The following is a 17,537-nucleotide window of genomic DNA, read 5'->3' as shown; positions in this document are numbered from 1 at the left end:
GCTGAGCTACAGGCCCTGAAGAGAAGCGAAGCGTGCGACACGCAACCCGGGCAAAGGTGCCGGGCCGGCATTGTAACAACAAAAGGGACAAACGCCACCGGTACCGTATCGATACCGGCGGCGTTCAGAGGGGAAAAGCCGGGAATCAGTTCCCTTCGAGGAACGACTTCAGCTTGTCGGAACGGCTCGGGTGACGCAGCTTGCGCAGCGCCTTCGCCTCGATCTGACGGATCCGCTCACGCGTGACGTCGAACTGCTTGCCGACTTCCTCGAGCGTGTGATCGGTGCTCATCTCGATACCGAAACGCATCCGCAGCACCTTCGCCTCGCGCGGCGTCAGCGAATCGAGCACATCCTTCACGACGTCGCGCATGCTCGCGTGCAGCGCGGCATCGGCCGGCGCGACCGTGTTGTTGTCCTCGATGAAGTCGCCGAGATGGGAATCGTCGTCGTCACCGATCGGCGTTTCCATCGAGATCGGCTCCTTCGCGATCTTCATGATCTTGCGGATCTTGTCTTCCGGCATTTCCATCTTCTCGGCGAGCGTTGCCGGATCCGGCTCGAGACCGGTTTCCTGCAGGATCTGCCGCGAGATGCGGTTCATCTTGTTGATCGTTTCGATCATGTGAACCGGAATCCGGATCGTGCGCGCCTGGTCCGCGATCGAACGCGTGATGGCCTGGCGGATCCACCACGTCGCATACGTCGAGAACTTGTAGCCGCGACGGTATTCGAACTTGTCCACCGCCTTCATCAGGCCGATGTTGCCTTCCTGGATCAGGTCGAGGAACTGCAGGCCGCGGTTCGTGTACTTCTTCGCGATCGAGATCACGAGACGCAGGTTCGCCTCGGTCATTTCACGCTTCGCCTGACGTGCCTTCAGTTCGCCCGCCGCCATCTGGCGGTTGGTTTCCTTCAGGTCCTTCAGCGGCAGCACGACGCGCGCCTGCAGATCGAGCAGGCGCTGCTGCTGTTCGCGGATCGCCGGGATGTTGCGCAACAGGACTGCGCTGTACGCATGCCCTTCAGCCGCGACCTTCTCGGCCCATTCGAGGTCCGTCTCGCTGCCCGGGAAGCGCGCGATGAATTCCGAACGCGGCATCCCGCACTTGTCGACGACGATGTGCAGGATCTGACGCTCGACCTGACGCACCTCGTCCACCTGCGCGCGCAGCGTGTCGCACAGACGCTCGACGGTACGCGCGGTGAAGCGGATCGTCATCAGCTCGGTCTGGATCGTTTCCTGCGCCTTCAGGTAGGCCTTCGACTTGTAGCCTTCCTTCTCGAACGCACGGCGCATCTTGTCGAACCATTCGCTGATCTGCGCGAACTTCTCGAGCGACGCGCGCTTGAGGGCTTCGAGCTGGGCGGCGTTGGCCGACGCCTGTGCGGCGCCGTCGTCCTCCTCCTCTTCTTCCTCGTCCTCGTCCTCGTCGGCTTCCTCGTCCTCGTTCTCGATCTCTTCCGCGGCCTTCGCGGAGAAGCCGTCGGTGTCGGTGTCCGATGCGTTCGGATCGAGCAGGCCGTCGACCAGCTCGTCGACACGGCTCTCTTCGTTCGCCACGCGCTCGGCCATCGCGAGGATGTCGGCAATCGTCGTCGGGCACGCGGAAATCGCCATCACCATGTGGCGCAGGCCGTCCTCGATCCGCTTCGCGATCTCGATTTCGCCTTCACGCGTGAGCAGCTCGACCGTGCCCATCTCGCGCATGTACATCCGGACCGGATCGGTCGTGCGGCCGAATTCCGAATCGACGGTGGACAGCGCGACTTCCGCTTCCTCTTCGACTTCGTCGTCCGACGATGCGGCCGGCGCGTTGTCGTTCAGGAGCAGCGTCTCCGCGTCCGGCGCCTGCTCGTAGACCGCCACGCCCATGTCGTTGAACGTGCCGATGATGCCTTCGAGGGCTTCGGTCTCGGTGAAGTTGTCCGGCAGGTGGTCGTTGATTTCGGCATACGTCAGGAAGCCGCGCTCCTTGCCGAGCTTGATGAGCGCGCGCAATTTCACGCGGCGCTCTTCGAGCTCCTCGGCCGTGCCGGGCGTGCTCGTCGCGAACGCTTCCTTCAGCAGCGCCTTTTCCTTGGCGCGGCGATCGCGCACCTTGGATTTGCCAGAGGCAGCCGCCGCAGCAGGCTGCTCTTCGCTCTGATTTGCGTCGTCTTCGACGGATACTTCGTTCAGCTTTTTCGTCATGGAGTTCGCCGTACCGGCTAAATCGACTCGCGGCTGCTGGACGACAGCCGGTTGAACCGTGGGTGCATGAGTAGTACGTACTGCCGTTTCGTCCGGCTCGGCAGCCGTGTCCCTTGCGCTTTTCGCACTTGCCCGCTTCGCCGCCGGCTGTACCGGCCCGGAGTCGGGTCTCGCGGCAGCCCGTGTTCTGGCTGCCGGCTCCGGCGCAGCCTGAGCAGTGCCGGCCGCGATTTTTTTTCCTGGAGCAGCTGACGTGGCGGAAGACACTGTCCTGGCGGAAGAAGCAGACTTGGCCGCTGTGACCTTCGTGGTCGGCTCCGTCGAGCCCTTGCCTGTTGCTTTCTTTCCGCCTGTCGTCTTTGCCATTGCGAATCTCGCCTCTGCTTAGAAAACAAACCGCTGGAAACCTTATATTATAGCATGCCGGGGAGCCCTCTCTTAGCGCCCCAGCCGCTTACAGCCCGAGCCGGCGCTTCATGTCGGCTCGCTGCTGGTTCAATTCCGTCAATTCGGCCAATTCCTCGGGGGTAAAAGCGGATTGCCGCGAGAGCCGGTCGAGCCGGTCGCAACATGCGTCATAGCGCATCTTGAGCACCGCCGCCTGAAGCTCCTCCCCTGCAATCCGTTCCTGCTCGCGTTGCCGCTCGGACACCGCCTCGTCGTCCGGATTCTGTAACAGCAAATCGCGGACGTTTTCATCATAGTCCAGAATTTCGCGGAAGATTTCCTCGTAAGTCGCGGCGTTCGAGGACGTCCGCAGCACGTCCGACAGCAACCTGAACTCCGCTCCGTCGCCCAGCGCACGCGCATGATCGACGACCTCCGCGAACAGTTCCCCGATGCGCGGCAGCGTCCGCAGCGTCGCAACCTGCTCGTCGTCGAGTTGCGTCGCGATGCGCGGATGCATCACGAGGTTGCGCAGCGCACGCTTCTCGGTGTCCGTCACGCGGCGCCGTTCGCTGCGCGCGGGCGCCTGGCGCGGCGGCGCGGCGATCTGCGTATCGACGTCCGACAGCCCCGCCACCTCGTCGAACGGAATGTCGAGGCGGTCCGCGATCATGTGCATGATCTGCGCCCTCAACGCGTTCGCGGGCAGCGCCTGCAGCATCGGCTTCGCATCGAACAGCGCTTTCGCCCGGCCTTCCGGCTGGTCGAGCGCCTTGCCGGCGACCGCCTCGTTCAGCAGGAACTGCGACAGCGGCATCGCGCGCTCGACCTGCTCCGAAAACGCATCGGCGCCGAATTCGCGCACATAGCTGTCCGGATCGTGCTCCACCGGCAGAAAAAGGAACCGGATCGTCCGGTTGTCCGCCGCATGCGGCAGGCACGCCTCGAGCGCGCGCCGCGCGGCGCGGCGCCCGGCCGCGTCGCCGTCGAAGCTGAAGATCACCGTGTCGGTCTGCCGCAGCAGCTTCTGCACGTGAATCGGCGTACAGGCCGTGCCGAGCGTCGCAACCGCGTTCGGGAAGCCGAGCTGTGCGAGCGCGACGACGTCCATGTAGCCTTCGACGACGAGCACATACTTGCGCTCGCGGATCGCGAGCCGCGCCTCGAACAGCCCGTACAGTTCGCTGCCCTTGTTAAATAGCGGCGTTTCCGGCGAATTCAAATACTTGGGCTCGCCGCTGCCGAGCACGCGCCCGCCGAAACCGATCACCTGCCCCTTCACGTTGCGGATCGGGAACATGATCCGTTCGCGGAACCGGTCGTAGCGTCGCGCGACGCCCTGCGCGTCGGTCTTCTCGCTGACGATCACGAGCCCGGACTCGACCAGCGATTCATCCCGATAGTCCGGAAATGCCGTTTCGAGGTTTTGCCAGCCGTCCGGCGCATAGCCGAGGCCGAACCGGGCTGCGATCTCGCCGGTCAGTCCCCGCTTCTTCAGATACTGGATCGCAGTGGGCGCGCCGCGCAACTGCTTGCGGTAGTAGTCGCATGCGGCGGACATCACATCGGACAGCGCCGTCGCGACCGATTTCGATACGGGCGCCGGATAGTCGCCGCCGCCCCCTACACCGCCGCCGCCGCGCATCGACGGCTCATGCGGCACCGTCAGGCCGACCGACTGCGCAAGCTCCTGCACGGCTTCCGGGAACGTCAGCCCCGCATGCTCCATCAGGAAGCCGATCGCCGTGCCGTGCGCGCCGCAGCCAAAGCAGTGGTAGAACTGCTTGGTCGGACTGACCGTGAACGACGGGCTCTTCTCGTTGTGGAACGGGCACAGCCCCATGAAATTGGCGCCGCCCTTCTTGAGCTGCACATACCGGCCCACCACGTCGACGATATCGACGCGGTTCAGCAAATCCTGCAGGAACGAATGCGGAATCACCGGGGGATCGAACGGAAAAAGACAATGCGACGCCCCGGCGCGCGCGACGCACGCGCACGCCGGGCACGGGTTTTACTTCGACAGCGCAGCCTTGACGAGCGCGGAAACGGCAGTCATGTCGGCACGGCCCGCGAGCTTGCCCTTCAGCACGCCCATCACCTTGCCCATGTCCTGCGGACCGGCCGCGCCGGTCTGCGCGACCGCGGCCTGGACTTCGGCAGCCACTTCGGCCTCCGACAGCTGTGCGGGCATGTAGCCGATCAGCACGCCCACCTCGGCTTGCTCCTTCGCGACCAGGTCGTCGCGGCCCGCGGCCTGGAACTGGCTGATCGAATCCTTGCGCTGCTTGATCATCTTGTCGATCACGGCCGTGACCGCGGCATCGTCGAGCGTGATCTGCTCGTCGACCTCACGTTGCTTGATCGCGGCCAACAGCAGGCGAATCGTCGCAAGGCGCTCGGCTTCCTTCGCGCGCATCGCGGCCTTCATGTCTTCGCTGATCTGCTCTTTCAAACTCATCTTTCACCCGGGAATGGAAACGTGAATCCGACGCCCGCCGTTGGGCGTCAACACAAAAACCCGCTTGGGACACTGTCTCAAGCGGGTTGCTCGAATCCGGCATCGGCAGCTCGCACGTGAACCGCCGGTGCGCCGCTCAGCGAACCGCGCGGCGCAAACATCGTTCAGTACAGCTTCTTCGGCAGCATCTGGCTGCGGATGCGCTTGTAGTGACGCTTCACGGCTGCGGCCTTCTTGCGCTTGCGCTCGGCCGTCGGCTTCTCGTAGAACTCCCGCGCACGCAGTTCGGTCAGCAGACCGTTCTTCTCGATCGTGCGCTTGAAGCGGCGCATTGCAACTTCAAACGGCTCGTTTTCTTTAACGCGAATGATCGTCATGACCCGACACGTATAAAAAGGTTTGCAGGGAAAGATTATTGAGTATAGCAGACCCTTTCACAAAGACACTAGCGCGTCAAGCGTCGCGCGCGAACTCGGCCGCCGCCTGTCCGGCCGCCACGCCGGACGCCCACGCCCACTGGAAGTTGTAGCCCCCAAGCCAGCCCGTCACGTCCACCGCCTCGCCGACGAAGAAGAGCCCCGGCACCCGCGCACTCATCATGGTCGCCGACGACAGCTCGCGCGTATCCACGCCGCCTTTCGTCACCTCGGCCTTCCTGTAGCCCTCGGTGCCGTTCGGCGTCAGCGTCCAGCCGCCGAGCGCTTCGCCGATCTGGCGCAACGTCTTGTCCGGCAGGTCGGCAAGCCGCGCATCGGCGGCCACGCGATGCGTGTCGAGCCATACGTGCGCGAGCCGCGACGGCACCCAGTCCGCGAGCAGCGAGCCGATCTGGCGCTTCGACCCGCGCTTGGCCTCGAGCAGGTCGGCCACGGCGTCGCGCTGCGGCAGCAGGTCGACGCGAATCGGCTCGCCCGGCTGCCAGTAGCTCGAGATCTGCAGGATGCCCGGCCCCGACAGGCCGCGATGCGTGAGCAGCAGGTCCTCGACGAAGGCCCCGCCGCACTTCTTGTCGCCGGTCGACACGCGCACCTCGAGGGACACGCCCGACAGCGCGGCGAACGGCTCCCAGTCTTGCGGCGCGAAGGTCAGCGGCACGAGCGCGGGCCGCGTATCGACGAGCTTGTGGCCGAACTGCTTCGCGATCCGGTAGCCGAAGTCGGTCGCGCCGATCTTCGGGATCGACAGGCCACCCGTCGCGATGATCAGCGCGCGCGCGCCGATCTGCCCCGCCTGCGTGTCGAGCGCGAAGCCGTCCGCGGGCACGTGGCGCACCGCGTCGACGACGACCGGCCGGTGCCACGCGACGCCGCCGGCGTCGCACTCGCGCTTCAGCACGTCGATGACCGCGTCGCTGCCGTGGTCGCAGAACAGCTGGCCCTTGTGTTTTTCGTGCCAGGTCACGTGATGGCGCTTCAGCAGCCCGAGGAAGTCCCGCGGCGTGTAGCGCGCAAGCGCCGAACGGGGGAAATGCGGATTGGCCGACAGGTAGTTGTCAGGGCCCGCGTACAGGTTCGTGAAGTTGCAGCGGCCGCCGCCGGAGATGCGGATCTTCTCGGCGAGGCGCGGCGCATGATCGACCAGCACCACGCGGCGGCCGAGCTGCCCGGCGACCGCGGCGCTCATCATGCCGGCGGCGCCCGCGCCGATCACGGCGATGTCATAAGTTTCCATGGCGCGGATTGTACCCGGCCCGCGCCGCCTCCAGCGGCGCCGCGCATGCGCCTGCTATACTTCCCGGTTACGTTGACATTCCGGCGCCGCCCGAAACACGGCACGCCCCGCTCCACATCATGCTCGTTCTCGGCATCGAAAGCTCCTGTGACGAAACCGGCCTTGCGCTCTACGACACGCAGCGCGGGCTGCTCGCGCACGCGCTCCACTCGCAGATCGCGATGCACCGCGACTACGGCGGCGTCGTGCCCGAGCTCGCATCGCGCGACCATATCCGCCGCGCGCTGCCGCTGCTCGAGGAGGTGATGGAGAAAAGCGGCATGCGGCGCGAAGACATCGACGCGATCGCGTTCACGCAAGGTCCGGGACTTGCCGGCGCGCTGCTCGTCGGCGCGAGCATCGCGAATGCGCTCGCGCTGGCCTGGAACAAGCCGACCGTCGGCATCCATCACCTCGAAGGCCACCTGCTGTCGCCGCTCCTCGTCGCGGAGCCGCCGCCGTTCCCGTTCGTCGCACTGCTCGTGTCGGGCGGCCACACGCAGCTGATGCGCGTGACCGACGTCGGCGTCTACGAAACCCTCGGCGAGACGCTCGACGACGCGGCCGGCGAGGCCTTCGACAAGACCGCGAAGCTGATCGGCCTCGGCTATCCGGGCGGACCGGAAGTGTCCAAGCTCGCGGAGACCGGCACGCCGGGCGCGGTCGTGCTGCCGCGCCCGATGCTGCACTCGGGCGATCTCGACTTCAGCTTCAGCGGGCTGAAAACCGCCGTGCTGACGCAGATGAAGAAATTCGAAGCGGCGAAGCTGTCCGGCGACGCGCTCGAACGCGCGAAGGCCGATCTCGCACGCGGCTTCGTCGACGCGGCCGTCGACGTGCTGGTCGCGAAGTCGCTCGCGGCGCTGAAGAAGACGAAGCTCAAGCGCCTCGTCGTCGCGGGTGGCGTCGGCGCGAACCGGCAATTGCGCGCCGCGCTGTCTGCCGCCGCGCAAAAGCGCGGCTTCGACGTGCACTACCCCGATCTCGCGCTCTGCACGGACAACGGCGCGATGATCGCGCTCGCCGGCGCGCTGCGGCTCGCACGCTGGCCGGAGCAGGCCAACGCCGACTACGCGTTCACCGTGAAGCCGCGCTGGGATCTCGCATCGCTCGCGTACTGAGCCGCACCGCGCGCATCGCCCCCCCACCTCGCGCACGATGCGCACAAACAAAAATGGCCGCTCGAACGAGCGGCCTTCTTGCTGACGCGCACGGCGCCTGACGCGTTACGCGGCCTGCCGCTTGTCGCGCTCGATCAGCGCATACGCACTGTGGTTGTGGATCGATTCGAAGTTCTCCGCCTCGAGCACGTACGCAACGATGCGCTCGTCGCGATCCAGCCGCTGCGCGACGTCGCGCACGAGATCCTCGACGAACTTCGGGTTCTCATACGCGCGCTCGGTCACGAACTTCTCGTCCGGACGCTTCAGCAGACCCCACAGCTCGCACGACGCCTCTTCCTCGGCCATGCGGATCAGCGCCTCGACCGGCACGTCGGCCGCCAGCTCGGCGTCGATCGTCACGTGCGAGCGCTGGTTGTGCGCGCCGTATTGCGAGATCTTCTTCGAGCACGGGCACAGGCTCGTGACCGGCACCAGCACCTTCATGAACAGGCGCGTCGCGCCGCCGCGGCTTTCGCCCGCGAGCGTCACTTCGTAGTCCAGCAGACTCTGGACGCCCGACACGGGCGCCGTCTTGTTCACGAAATACGGGAACGTCACCTCGATACGGCCCGCTTCGGCCTCGAGCTTCGCCAGCATCGATGCGAGCATCGTGCGGAACCGCTCGGTCGTCAGCGGTGCGCGATGCTCCTCGAGCAGCGCGACGAAACGCGACATGTGCGTGCCCTTCTGATCGGCGGGCAGATGGACATCGAGGTTCCAGAGGCCAACGGTCGGCTGCACGTCACCGCTTTCGGTGCGCACCGTCAACGGATGCCGGACCGCCTTCACGCCCACGCGCTGAATCGGAATCTGACGGGTATCCACCGTGCTCTGCACGTCGGGCATCACGAAGGCGGGATTCATCTGGTTCATCTTGTTCAATCCTTATAAGCCGCGCGCTCGACTTCACGCGCGCCGCCGCAAGCGGCATGCCGAAAAAACAACATGGGCCCGCAGGCCCATGTTTTCCGCATCAATGAAAGACCGGGTTGCGCCAGTCGCGTCGACGCCGCCAACTGGCGGCGCCGGCTTACGCGACGCGCTTGGCCTGACCGGCGACGGCAGCCGCCGGATTCAGGAAGCGTTCGCGAATCGATTTCGCGATGCCCGCGCCGTCGAGGCCGCACAGCGACAGCAGCTTCGCGGGGTCACCGTGATCGATGAAGCGGTCAGGGAGGCCCAATTGTAGTACGGGCCGGATAACCCCACTCTCCATCAGGGCTTCCACGCATGCGGCACCCGCGCCGCCCATCACGCAGCCTTCCTCGGCCGTGACGATGTAGTCGTGCGTCTCGGCCAGCTCGCGCACGAGCTCGGCGTCGACCGGCTTCACGAAGCGCATGTTCGCGACGGTCGCATCGAGCTCCTCGGCTGCGGCGAGCGACGGCGCAACCATCGTGCCGAACGCAAGGATCGCAATGCGCTTGCCTTCCGGCTGCGACGTACGGCGGCGCACTTCGCCCTTGCCGAGCGGGATCTCGGTGAATTCCTTCACCGTCGGCACGCCGGCGCCCGCGCCGCGCGGATAGCGCACCGCGGTCGGGTTCGGCTGCAGCAGCGCGGTGTGCAGCATCTGGCGGCATTCGTTCTCGTCGGACGCCGCCATGATCGTCATGTTCGGAATGCAGCGCATGAACGCGAGATCGTAGGCGCCTGCGTGCGTCGCACCGTCGGCGCCGACAAGGCCCGCGCGGTCGATCGCGAACACGACCGGCAGGTTCTGCAGCGCGACGTCATGGATCAGCTGGTCATACGCGCGCTGCAGGAACGTCGAGTAGATCGCGACGACGGGCTTCAGCCCCTCGGTCGCGAGGCCGCCCGCGAACGTCACCGCATGCTGCTCGGCGATGCCGACGTCGTAGTAGCGATCCTTGAAGCGCTTTTCGAACTCGACCATGCCGGAGCCTTCGCGCATCGCGGGCGTGATGCCGACGACGCGCGAATCGCGCTCCGCTTCATCGCACAGCCACTCGCCGAACACTTGCGTGTAGGTCTTCTTCGCGGGCGTCGCCGACGGCTTGATGCCTTCCGCCGGATTGAACTTGCCCGGGCCGTGGTAGAGCACCGGATCGGCCTCGGCGAGCTTGTAGCCCTGGCCTTTCTTCGTCACCACGTGCAGGAATTGCGGACCGCGCAGTTCCTTGATGTTCTGCAGCGTCGGGATCAGCGAATCGAGATCATGGCCGTCGATCGGGCCGATGTAGTTGAAGCCGAACTCCTCGAACAGCGTCGCGGGCACGACCATGCCCTTCGCATGCTCCTCGAGCTTGCGCGCGAGTTCGAGCACCGGCGGCGCAACGCTCAGCACGCGCTCGACGCCTGCGCGCGCGGCCGCATAGAAGCGGCCCGACATCAGGCGGGCGAGGTGGCGGTTCAGCGCGCCGACCGGCGGCGAGATCGACATGTCGTTGTCGTTGAGGATCACGAGCAGCTTCGCGTCCTCGGACACGCCGGCGTTGTTCATCGCCTCGAACGCCATGCCGGCCGTCATCGCGCCGTCGCCGATCACCGCGATCGAGAAGCGGTCGTCGCCGTTCAGCTGGCTGCCGATCGCCATGCCGAGCGCGGCCGAGATCGACGTGCTCGAGTGCGCGGTGCCGAACGTGTCGTACTCCGATTCGTCGCGGCGCGGGAAGCCCGAGATGCCGTCGAACTGGCGCAGCGAATGCATCTGGTCGCGGCGGCCCGTCAGGATCTTGTGCGGATAGGTCTGGTGGCCCACGTCCCAGACGATGCGGTCGTTCGGCGTGTTGAACACGTAGTGCAACGCGATCGTCAGCTCGACCGTCCCGAGATTGGACGACAAATGGCCGCCCGTCTTCGACACGCTGTCGAGCACGAACGAACGCAGCTCGTCGGCGAGCGGTTGCAGTTGACGGCGATCGAGACGGCGCAGGTCAGCCGGATCGTCGATAGTTTTCAGCAAGTCGTACATCGTCGTTCCATTGTAGGAAATCAAACGCGCCCGCATTCTGTTGCACACACCCGTAGCGTGTGCGCGGCGGCGGGCTTTCGCGTCAGCTGACCCGGTTCACCACCAGGTCGGCAAGTTCGGCGAGACGCAGTGCGCGTGCGCCGAACGGTTGCAGCGCGGCATGCGCATCGGCACGCAGCTGGGCGGCCAGCTCGCGCGACGCGTCGAGACCGAGAATCGACACGTAGGTCGGCTTGTCGTTCGCGGCATCCTTGCCGGCCGTCTTGCCGAGCGTGGCCGAATCGGTCGTGACGTCGAGGATGTCGTCGACGACCTGGAACGCGAGCCCCACCGCGGCCGAATAAACGTCCAGCGCGGCCATCGTGTCCGCGGATGGCGTCTCGCCCGCGAGCGCGCCCATCCGCACGGCGGCGCGCAGCAGCGCGCCGGTCTTCATCCGGTGCATCGTCTCGAGCTGCTCGCGCGTCAGCTTCAGGCCGACGCTCGCCAGATCGATCGCCTGACCGCCGGCCATGCCGAGCGAGCCGCTCGCGAGCGCCAGCTCGCGCACGAGCGCAGCCTGCTGCGCCGGTGCGAGCGCGTCGGCATCCGTCAGCGCGACGAACGCCTGCGACTGCAGCGCGTCGCCGACCAGCAGCGCGGTCGGTTCGTCGTACTTCACGTGCACGGTCGGCTTGCCGCGCCGCAGCGCGTCGTCGTCCATGCACGGCATGTCGTCATGCACGAGCGAATAGACGTGGATCATCTCCAGCGCCGCCGCCGCGGCATTGCGCGCCGCCTCCGTCGCACCCGTCAGTTCGCCCGCTGCATGGCACAGCAGCGGACGCACGCGTTTGCCGCCCCCGAGGACCGCGTAGCGCATCGCCTCGTGCAGTTGCGCGGGCACCACAGTTTCAGCCGGCAGATAGTGGCCGAGTGCGTCCTCGACACGGTCAAGCACGGACCGCATCCATTGTTCGAATGTCATAGATCGTCGTCTTCGCCGTCCGTGGCGGCCGTTCCGGCCGAAAGCGGCTTCAGGGTCGCGCCATCGAGCACGCGCACCTGCTGCTCCACCTTCTCGAGCTGCTGTTGGCAAAACGCAACGAGTGCCGCGCCGCGGCGGTACGCCGCGAGCGAATCCTCGAGACTCAACGCGCCGCCTTCCATCCGGGCAACCAGCGCCTCGAGCTCCGCGAGCGCCATCTCATAATTGTCCGGCAACGGTTCGGTGCCGTTGCCGGGCGGCGTGGCGCCTGGGGATGCGGTTTTCGCCATGGACGAGGTATCAAATTTCAAAACAAGTCGGACATTCTACGGCAAAAGAGAAATGTCCGACCTGCTGACGTGGTACGCCCGGTACGCACTCCGGCCCCAACTTTGATACAAATTATCCACCTTCGGGGGCTCGCCCGACAAAAAATTGACACAAATCAGGCACTTAATCCTAGCCTTGCTCAGGGATCCGGGTATAATTCCCCGTTTCCCTAAATCGATTTTTCGATGGTTGGGTTGTTCACTGCTTTCACGCTATCACCGGGAGTGGGAATGTCCAATCTGAGCGATGCGCTTCAGTTGAAGTCGGCACACAGCCAGCTTCCAGTCACTGCTTACTTCGATGAGGCGCTCCTTGCGCGCGAAATCGAAGCTCTCTTCAAGAAAGGACCTCGCTACGTCGGGCACGAATTGATGGTGCCCGAGGCGGGGGATTATTTTGCGCTGCCGTCCGAGAAGGAAGGCCGCGTGCTGGTCCGCAATCCGGCGAACCAGGTCGAACTGCTGTCGAACGTCTGCCGTCACCGGCAGGCGATCATGCTCAACGGGCGCGGCCACACGCAGAACATCGTGTGCCCGCTGCACCGCTGGACGTATGACCTGGAAGGCCAGTTGCTTGGCGCACCGCACTTCCCGGACAAGCCTTGCCTGAACCTCGGCAAGTCGCCGCTGCAGAACTGGCAGGGGTTGCTGTTCGAGGCGGAGGGCCGTGACGTCGCGCGCGATCTCGCGCACCTCGGCACGAAGCACCACTTCGATTTCTCAGAGTACCTGTTCGATCACGTCGAAGTCCACGAGTGCGACTACAACTGGAAGACGTTCATCGAGGTCTACCTCGAGGATTACCACGTCGTCCCGTTCCACCCGGGCCTCGGCAACTTCGTGTCGTGCGACGATCTCAAGTGGGAGTTCGGCGACTGGTATAGCGTGCAGACGGTCGGCGTGCACAACGCGCTCGCGAAGCCGGGCAGCGCGACGTACAAGAAGTGGCACGAGCAGGTGCTGAAGTTCCGCAATGGCGTGCCGCCGGAGTTCGGCGCGATCTGGATGGTCTACTACCCGGGCCTGATGATCGAGTGGTATCCGCACGTGCTCGTCGTGTCGTGGCTGATTCCGCGCGGACCGCAGAAGACGACCAACATCGTCGAGTTCTATTATCCCGAAGAAATTTCGCTGTTCGAGCGTGAGTTCGTCGAGGCGGAACGTGCTGCATACATGGAGACGGCCGTCGAGGACGACGAGATCGCGATGCGCATGGACGCGGGGCGCCGCGCGCTGATGGATCGCGGCGAGTCGCAGGTCGGCCCGTACCAGAGCCCGATGGAAGACGGCATGCAGCATTTCCACGAGTTCCTGCGCCGCCACCTCGGCGACCTCTGACGCCGGGGCATGCAGTTTGCGCATCACGATGCATGACGAAAAGACGGGCTGCGGCCCGTCTTTTTTTGTTTAGACTTAGAACATCAGGCCGTTTGCACAATCGGGAGCCGTCATGCCACATACCCATTACACCACGCTCATCTCCGCGGCCAATCTGGCCGAGCGGCTCGCGGCCGCCCCCGGCAGCGTCGCCGTGTTCGACTGCCGCTTCGATCTCGCAGACACGGGCGCGGGCGAAGCCGCCTATGCGGCCGGCCACATTCCCGGCGCGCAATACCTGCACCTCGACCGCGACCTGTCGGGCCGCAAGACCGGCACCAACGGCCGCCATCCGCTACCGTCGCGCGACGCGCTCGTGTCGACGCTCGCCGATCGCGGGCTCAAGCAGGGACAGCAGGTCGTCGCGTACGACGCGCAAGGCGGCGCGTATGCAGCGCGGCTGTGGTGGCTGCTGCGCTGGCTCGGGCACGATTCGGTCGCGATACTCGATGGCGGGCTGCAGGCATGGGAAGCCGCGGGCCAGACGTTGACGCCCGAAGTGCTGCGCGTGTCGCGCGGCGATTTCCGCGCACAGGCGCCGCTCGAATCGACCGTCGACGCGCAGGCCGTGCTTGCGAACGTGACGTCGCATGCGCGCGTCGTGATCGACGCACGCGCGGCGGACCGCTATCGCGGCGAGAACGAAACGATCGATCCGGTCGGCGGCCACATTCCGGGCGCGCGCAACCGCTTCTTCAAGGACAACCTCGCTGCGGACGGCCGCTTCAAGAGTGGCCACGAACTGCGCGAGGCGTTTTCCACGGTACTGGCCGGCGTCGAGCCGAATCTCGCGATCCTGCAATGCGGCTCGGGCGTAACCGCCTGCCACAACGCGCTCGCGATGGAAATCGCGGGCCTGCACGGGGCATCGCTCTACCCCGGCTCATGGAGCGAATGGTGCGCTGATCCGTCGCGGCCGGTCGCGACCGGCCCGAATCCGTAATTCGGCGAGCGTCGCGCCGACGGAAACAAAACGACGGGCGGCCAAGGCCGCCGCGTTCCGTTTACATCACGCCGTACTTGTGGAACCACGCGAGCGCGCGCTTCCAGCTATCCTCGGCGTCGGCCTTCACGTAGCTCGGCCGGTAGTCGGCGAAGAACGCATGGCCGGCATCCGGATACACGACGAACTCCGACTCGCGCGCGAGCTTCGAATCGCTCGCCTGGATCTTCTCGCGCATGGTCGCGAGCGACGCCTGCGAAATGTTCGTGTCCTTCGCACCGTACAAGCCGAGCACCGGCACCTTCAGCGTCGACGCGCGATCGACCGGGTTGAACGGCTTCATCTCGTCGGTCTTGCCGTCGACGAACCCGTACCACGCGACCGCCGCACGCACGTGCGGATTGTGTTCCGCGTACAGCCACGCCTGACGGCCGCCCCAGCAGAACCCCGCCACGCCGACGCGCGCCAGGTCGCCGCCGTTCTTGCCCGCCCACGCGACGGTCGCATCGAGATCTTCTGTTACCTGCCGGTCAGGCACCTTGCTGACGACGTGCTCGTCGAGCTCCTTGATCGTCGGATACTTCGTCACGTCGCCCTGACGCGCGAACAGGTCGGGCGCAATGGCCAGATAGCCGAGCTTTGCGAAGCGTCGGCACACGTCGGCGATGTGCGCATGCACGGCGAAGATCTCGTGAATCACGATCACGACCGGCAAGTTGGTCTTGTCCGCCGGCTGGGCGCGATAGGCCGGCACGCTCGCATCGCCCGAGCGGATCTCGATGGTGCCCGCGTCAAGTCCGGTACTGTCGGTCGTGATCGTCTGTGCCGACACGGGCAGCACCGCCGCCGCGAAGGTGCCGCCGAGCGCCGCCTGCATGAACTTGCGGCGCGAGAACGGAACGTGGGGAACCAGGCTGTCGACTTCGGGTTTCAACATGAATGCACTCCTCGATTGGACGCCGCCGCCACCGATACGGATACGACATGACGGCGCGTGACGTTGCAGCGGTCGGCACGCCGCCGCAAACGGAAACTTGCACAAGATGCCCAACAATCCGTTGTCTCGTCAACTGTCAGAAGTGTAAGACTCGATTACGACACGCCGCTCCATGGCACGCGCCGATTGCGTGTGCTGCCTTCGGCATGCGCATTGCACGACGATGCACAAATCGATGATCCAGCATGCACGTGCATGCGGTCGCGTGTGCGGCAGCGAAACGAAACGAAACGCGCGATGAGCCGCGGCGATCGGCTTGCGAACGTCAGGTATCCTGCAGAAGCAGTGGGGCGATGCCCAGGACGGTCACCCAAATGAAATATCCCCGCCCGGCGTCGTCCGCCAGGCGGGAATCGGCTTGACGCTCTCGCACGTGCAGGAAATCCGCGCAACGCCCGCGCGCCGCCCGCGTTGCCCGTGCGCGCGCCGTCAGTGCAGCTTCACGCGCGGCAGCGTCGTCCGCCGCAGCCAGTGCGCGACCGTGTCGAGCATCATGCGCGGATAGCCGTGCAGCGCCGCGACATGCAGCCGGTACAGCGACATGTACATGAAACGTGCGAACAGGCCTTCGATCAGCATGTTGCCGCCGATCAGCCCGCCCATCAGGTTGCCGACCGCGCTGAAGTGGCCGAGCGACACGAGCGAGCCCAGATCGCGATACGTGAACTCGGGCAGCGGACGCCCGTCGAGCCGGCATCCGATCGCCTTCAACAGGAAGTTCGCCTGCTGGTGCGCGGCCTGCGCGCGCGGCGGCACATTGCGCTCGTTGCCGGGCCATGCGCATGCCGCGCAATCGCCGAGCGCGAACACGTTGTCGTCGGTGAAGGTCTGCAGCGTGCGGCGCACGTCGAGCTGGCCGAGCTTGTTGACCTGGAGGCCGTCGAGGCCCGCGAGCACGGACGGCGCCTTGATGCCGGCCGCCCAGACCGTCAGGTCGGCGCGCACCGTCTTGCCGCTCGCGGTGCGCACGACGCCCGGCGCCACTTCGGTCACGCGCTCGCCCAGCATCAGCCGCACGCCGAGCTTTTCGAGCAGTTCGGCCGTCGCGGACGACACGCGCTCCTGCAGTGCCGGCAGAATCCGCGGCCCCGATTCGATCAGCACGATGCCGACGTCGTGCCGCGGGTCGAGCTTGTGCAAGCCATACGCGGACAGCACCTGCGCGGTATTGCGCAACTCCGCCGACAGTTCGACGCCCGTCGCGCCGCCGCCGACGATCGCGACCTGGATGCGCGGCTCCGCGGATGCAGGCGCATCACCGGGCGGATCGGCCAACGCCTCGACCGGCGCGGGGTTCTGATGTTCGGCGCGCATGCACGCGGCGATCAGCCGCTTGCGGAAGCGCTCGGCTTCCGCGACCGTATCGAGCGCGATCGCATTCTCCTGCGCGCCCTGCACGCCAAAGAAGTGCGTGGTGCTGCCGATCGCGATCACCAGCGTGTCGTAGTCGAGCGTGCGTTGCGGCAGCAGCTCCGCGCCGTCGCTGTCGTTGACGGGCGACAGCGTGATGCGCTTCGCCGTTCGGTCGAGCTCGACCAGCTCGCCCTGCTGGAATTCGAAGCCGTGCCAGCGCGCCTGCGCCGCATATTCGAGTTCCTGCGTGAAGGGATCCATGCTGCCTGCGGCTACTTCATGCAGCAGCGGCTTCCAGATGTGTGTCGGGTTGCGATCGACGAGCGTCACGAGCGCACGTGCGGGACGACTGCCGCGCGCGCCGTAACGGTCGCCGAGCCGCGTCGCCAGTTCCAGGCCGCCCGCGCCCCCGCCCACGATGATGATCCGATGCATACGATTCCCCCTTGCGATTCAAAACCGGTCGCAGCCGCACGATACGAATCGCAGCCGCCGAATGACAGTCGCGCCACGCCTTGGCGAACCAGTTCGAACATCATCGATGTGCAGTTCGAACGACCTCAAGGCGCCCGCCCCCGGAGTGGCGACGTGCCGCACACGTCGCCATCGGGACAGGTTCGACATGCATTGTCCGGGAGCTTGCGTATTGACGACAAGCAAACCATCTCGATAAGTGACATCGCTGCAACAATATGTCGCAGGTCACGGGGAACGTGTATCG

Annotated in this window: 14 protein-coding genes; 3 read left to right on the top strand and 11 right to left on the bottom strand. The window is 65.7% G+C overall.

From position 1 onward, the window contains the following. Positions 1-145: 145 nt before the first annotated feature. The 5 genes from rpoD to ACV229_RS22395 all read right to left on the bottom strand — a co-directional run bounded on the left by rpoD (position 146) and on the right by ACV229_RS22395 (position 6,722). On the bottom strand, positions 146-2,560 hold the full coding sequence (gene rpoD / locus ACV229_RS22415) for an RNA polymerase sigma factor RpoD (protein WP_448085294.1): 2,415 nt from the start codon (positions 2,558-2,560) through the stop codon (positions 146-148). 88 nt (positions 2,561-2,648) lie between these two features. Further along, positions 2,649-4,523, bottom strand: coding sequence for a DNA primase (gene dnaG / locus ACV229_RS22410; protein WP_448085293.1), 1,875 nt, complete (start codon positions 4,521-4,523; stop codon positions 2,649-2,651). A 72-nt stretch (positions 4,524-4,595) separates the two neighbouring features. After that, positions 4,596-5,042 (bottom strand): GatB/YqeY domain-containing protein, encoded by a 447-nt coding sequence (locus tag ACV229_RS22405; protein WP_448085292.1) that lies wholly within the window; start codon positions 5,040-5,042, stop codon positions 4,596-4,598. 164 nt (positions 5,043-5,206) lie between these two features. After that, a complete protein-coding gene (rpsU, locus tag ACV229_RS22400) occupies positions 5,207-5,419 on the bottom strand; it encodes a 30S ribosomal protein S21 (RefSeq protein WP_004190342.1) in 213 nt (70 codons plus the stop codon). A 76-nt stretch (positions 5,420-5,495) separates the two neighbouring features. After that, on the bottom strand, positions 5,496-6,722 hold the full coding sequence (locus tag ACV229_RS22395; RefSeq protein ID WP_448085299.1) for an NAD(P)/FAD-dependent oxidoreductase: 1,227 nt from the start codon (positions 6,720-6,722) through the stop codon (positions 5,496-5,498). Between the two features lie 110 nt (positions 6,723-6,832). Here ACV229_RS22395 and tsaD point away from each other — a divergent pair, with 110 nt between their 5' ends. After that, positions 6,833-7,873 (top strand): tRNA (adenosine(37)-N6)-threonylcarbamoyltransferase complex transferase subunit TsaD, encoded by a 1,041-nt coding sequence (gene tsaD, locus ACV229_RS22390; RefSeq protein WP_448085291.1) that lies wholly within the window; start codon positions 6,833-6,835, stop codon positions 7,871-7,873. 105 nt (positions 7,874-7,978) lie between these two features. Here the strand turns inward: tsaD and folE2 are convergent, their stop codons facing one another. The 4 genes from folE2 to ACV229_RS22370 form a co-directional block, all read right to left on the bottom strand. Then, positions 7,979-8,788, bottom strand: coding sequence for a GTP cyclohydrolase FolE2 (folE2, locus tag ACV229_RS22385; protein WP_448085290.1), 810 nt, complete (start codon positions 8,786-8,788; stop codon positions 7,979-7,981). Between the two features lie 157 nt (positions 8,789-8,945). Further along, on the bottom strand, positions 8,946-10,850 hold the full coding sequence (gene dxs / locus ACV229_RS22380; RefSeq protein WP_448085289.1) for a 1-deoxy-D-xylulose-5-phosphate synthase: 1,905 nt from the start codon (positions 10,848-10,850) through the stop codon (positions 8,946-8,948). Between the two features lie 82 nt (positions 10,851-10,932). Next, positions 10,933-11,817, bottom strand: a complete 885-nt coding sequence (locus ACV229_RS22375) for a polyprenyl synthetase family protein (protein ID WP_448085288.1) — start codon at positions 11,815-11,817, stop codon at positions 10,933-10,935. Beyond that, positions 11,814-12,107, bottom strand: coding sequence for an exodeoxyribonuclease VII small subunit (locus ACV229_RS22370; protein ID WP_448078553.1), 294 nt, complete (start codon positions 12,105-12,107; stop codon positions 11,814-11,816). Before ACV229_RS22370 ends, ACV229_RS22375 begins: the two co-directional genes overlap by 4 nt. 270 nt (positions 12,108-12,377) lie before the next feature. On the opposite strand from ACV229_RS22370, the gene ACV229_RS22365 reads away from it, so the two are divergent. Further along, a complete protein-coding gene (locus ACV229_RS22365; RefSeq protein WP_448085287.1) occupies positions 12,378-13,484 on the top strand; it encodes an aromatic ring-hydroxylating oxygenase subunit alpha in 1,107 nt (368 codons plus the stop codon). A gap of 112 nt (positions 13,485-13,596) precedes the next feature. Further along, positions 13,597-14,466 carry a sulfurtransferase gene (locus ACV229_RS22360; RefSeq protein WP_448085286.1) on the top strand — a complete coding sequence of 290 codons (870 nt, stop codon included), beginning with the start codon at positions 13,597-13,599 and terminating at the stop codon, positions 14,464-14,466. Positions 14,467-14,527: 61 nt separating this feature from the next. Here the strand turns inward: ACV229_RS22360 and ACV229_RS22355 are convergent, their stop codons facing one another. Beyond that, positions 14,528-15,403, bottom strand: a complete 876-nt coding sequence (locus tag ACV229_RS22355; protein ID WP_448085285.1) for a dienelactone hydrolase family protein — start codon at positions 15,401-15,403, stop codon at positions 14,528-14,530. 489 nt (positions 15,404-15,892) lie between these two features. After that, entirely contained in the window at positions 15,893-17,251 is a 1,359-nt protein-coding gene (locus ACV229_RS22350; protein WP_448085284.1) for an NAD(P)/FAD-dependent oxidoreductase, read from the bottom strand. Positions 17,252-17,537 lie beyond the last annotated feature (286 nt).

Source organism: Burkholderia sp. MR1-5-21 (assembly GCF_053427715.1).
This window is presented reverse-complemented; position numbering and strand designations above follow the sequence as displayed.

Excerpts from the sequence above, each read along its gene's own strand:
- ACV229_RS22360 (WP_448085286.1), top strand. The coding sequence starts at position 13,597 with ATGCCACATACCCATTACACCACGCTCATCTCCGCGGCCAATCTGGCC.
- rpsU (WP_004190342.1), bottom strand. The coding sequence starts at position 5,419 with ATGACGATCATTCGCGTTAAAGAAAACGAGCCGTTTGAAGTTGCAATG.
- ACV229_RS22405 (WP_448085292.1), bottom strand. The coding sequence starts at position 5,042 with ATGAGTTTGAAAGAGCAGATCAGCGAAGACATGAAGGCCGCGATGCGC.
- tsaD (WP_448085291.1), top strand. The coding sequence starts at position 6,833 with ATGCTCGTTCTCGGCATCGAAAGCTCCTGTGACGAAACCGGCCTTGCG.
- ACV229_RS22370 (WP_448078553.1), bottom strand. The coding sequence starts at position 12,107 with ATGGCGAAAACCGCATCCCCAGGCGCCACGCCGCCCGGCAACGGCACC.
- rpoD (WP_448085294.1), bottom strand. The coding sequence starts at position 2,560 with ATGGCAAAGACGACAGGCGGAAAGAAAGCAACAGGCAAGGGCTCGACG.
- dxs (WP_448085289.1), bottom strand. The coding sequence starts at position 10,850 with ATGTACGACTTGCTGAAAACTATCGACGATCCGGCTGACCTGCGCCGT.
- folE2 (WP_448085290.1), bottom strand. The coding sequence starts at position 8,788 with ATGAACCAGATGAATCCCGCCTTCGTGATGCCCGACGTGCAGAGCACG.
- ACV229_RS22355 (WP_448085285.1), bottom strand. The coding sequence starts at position 15,403 with ATGTTGAAACCCGAAGTCGACAGCCTGGTTCCCCACGTTCCGTTCTCG.
- ACV229_RS22365 (WP_448085287.1), top strand. The coding sequence starts at position 12,378 with ATGTCCAATCTGAGCGATGCGCTTCAGTTGAAGTCGGCACACAGCCAG.
- ACV229_RS22350 (WP_448085284.1), bottom strand. The coding sequence starts at position 17,251 with ATGCATCGGATCATCATCGTGGGCGGGGGCGCGGGCGGCCTGGAACTG.
- ACV229_RS22375 (WP_448085288.1), bottom strand. The coding sequence starts at position 11,817 with ATGACATTCGAACAATGGATGCGGTCCGTGCTTGACCGTGTCGAGGAC.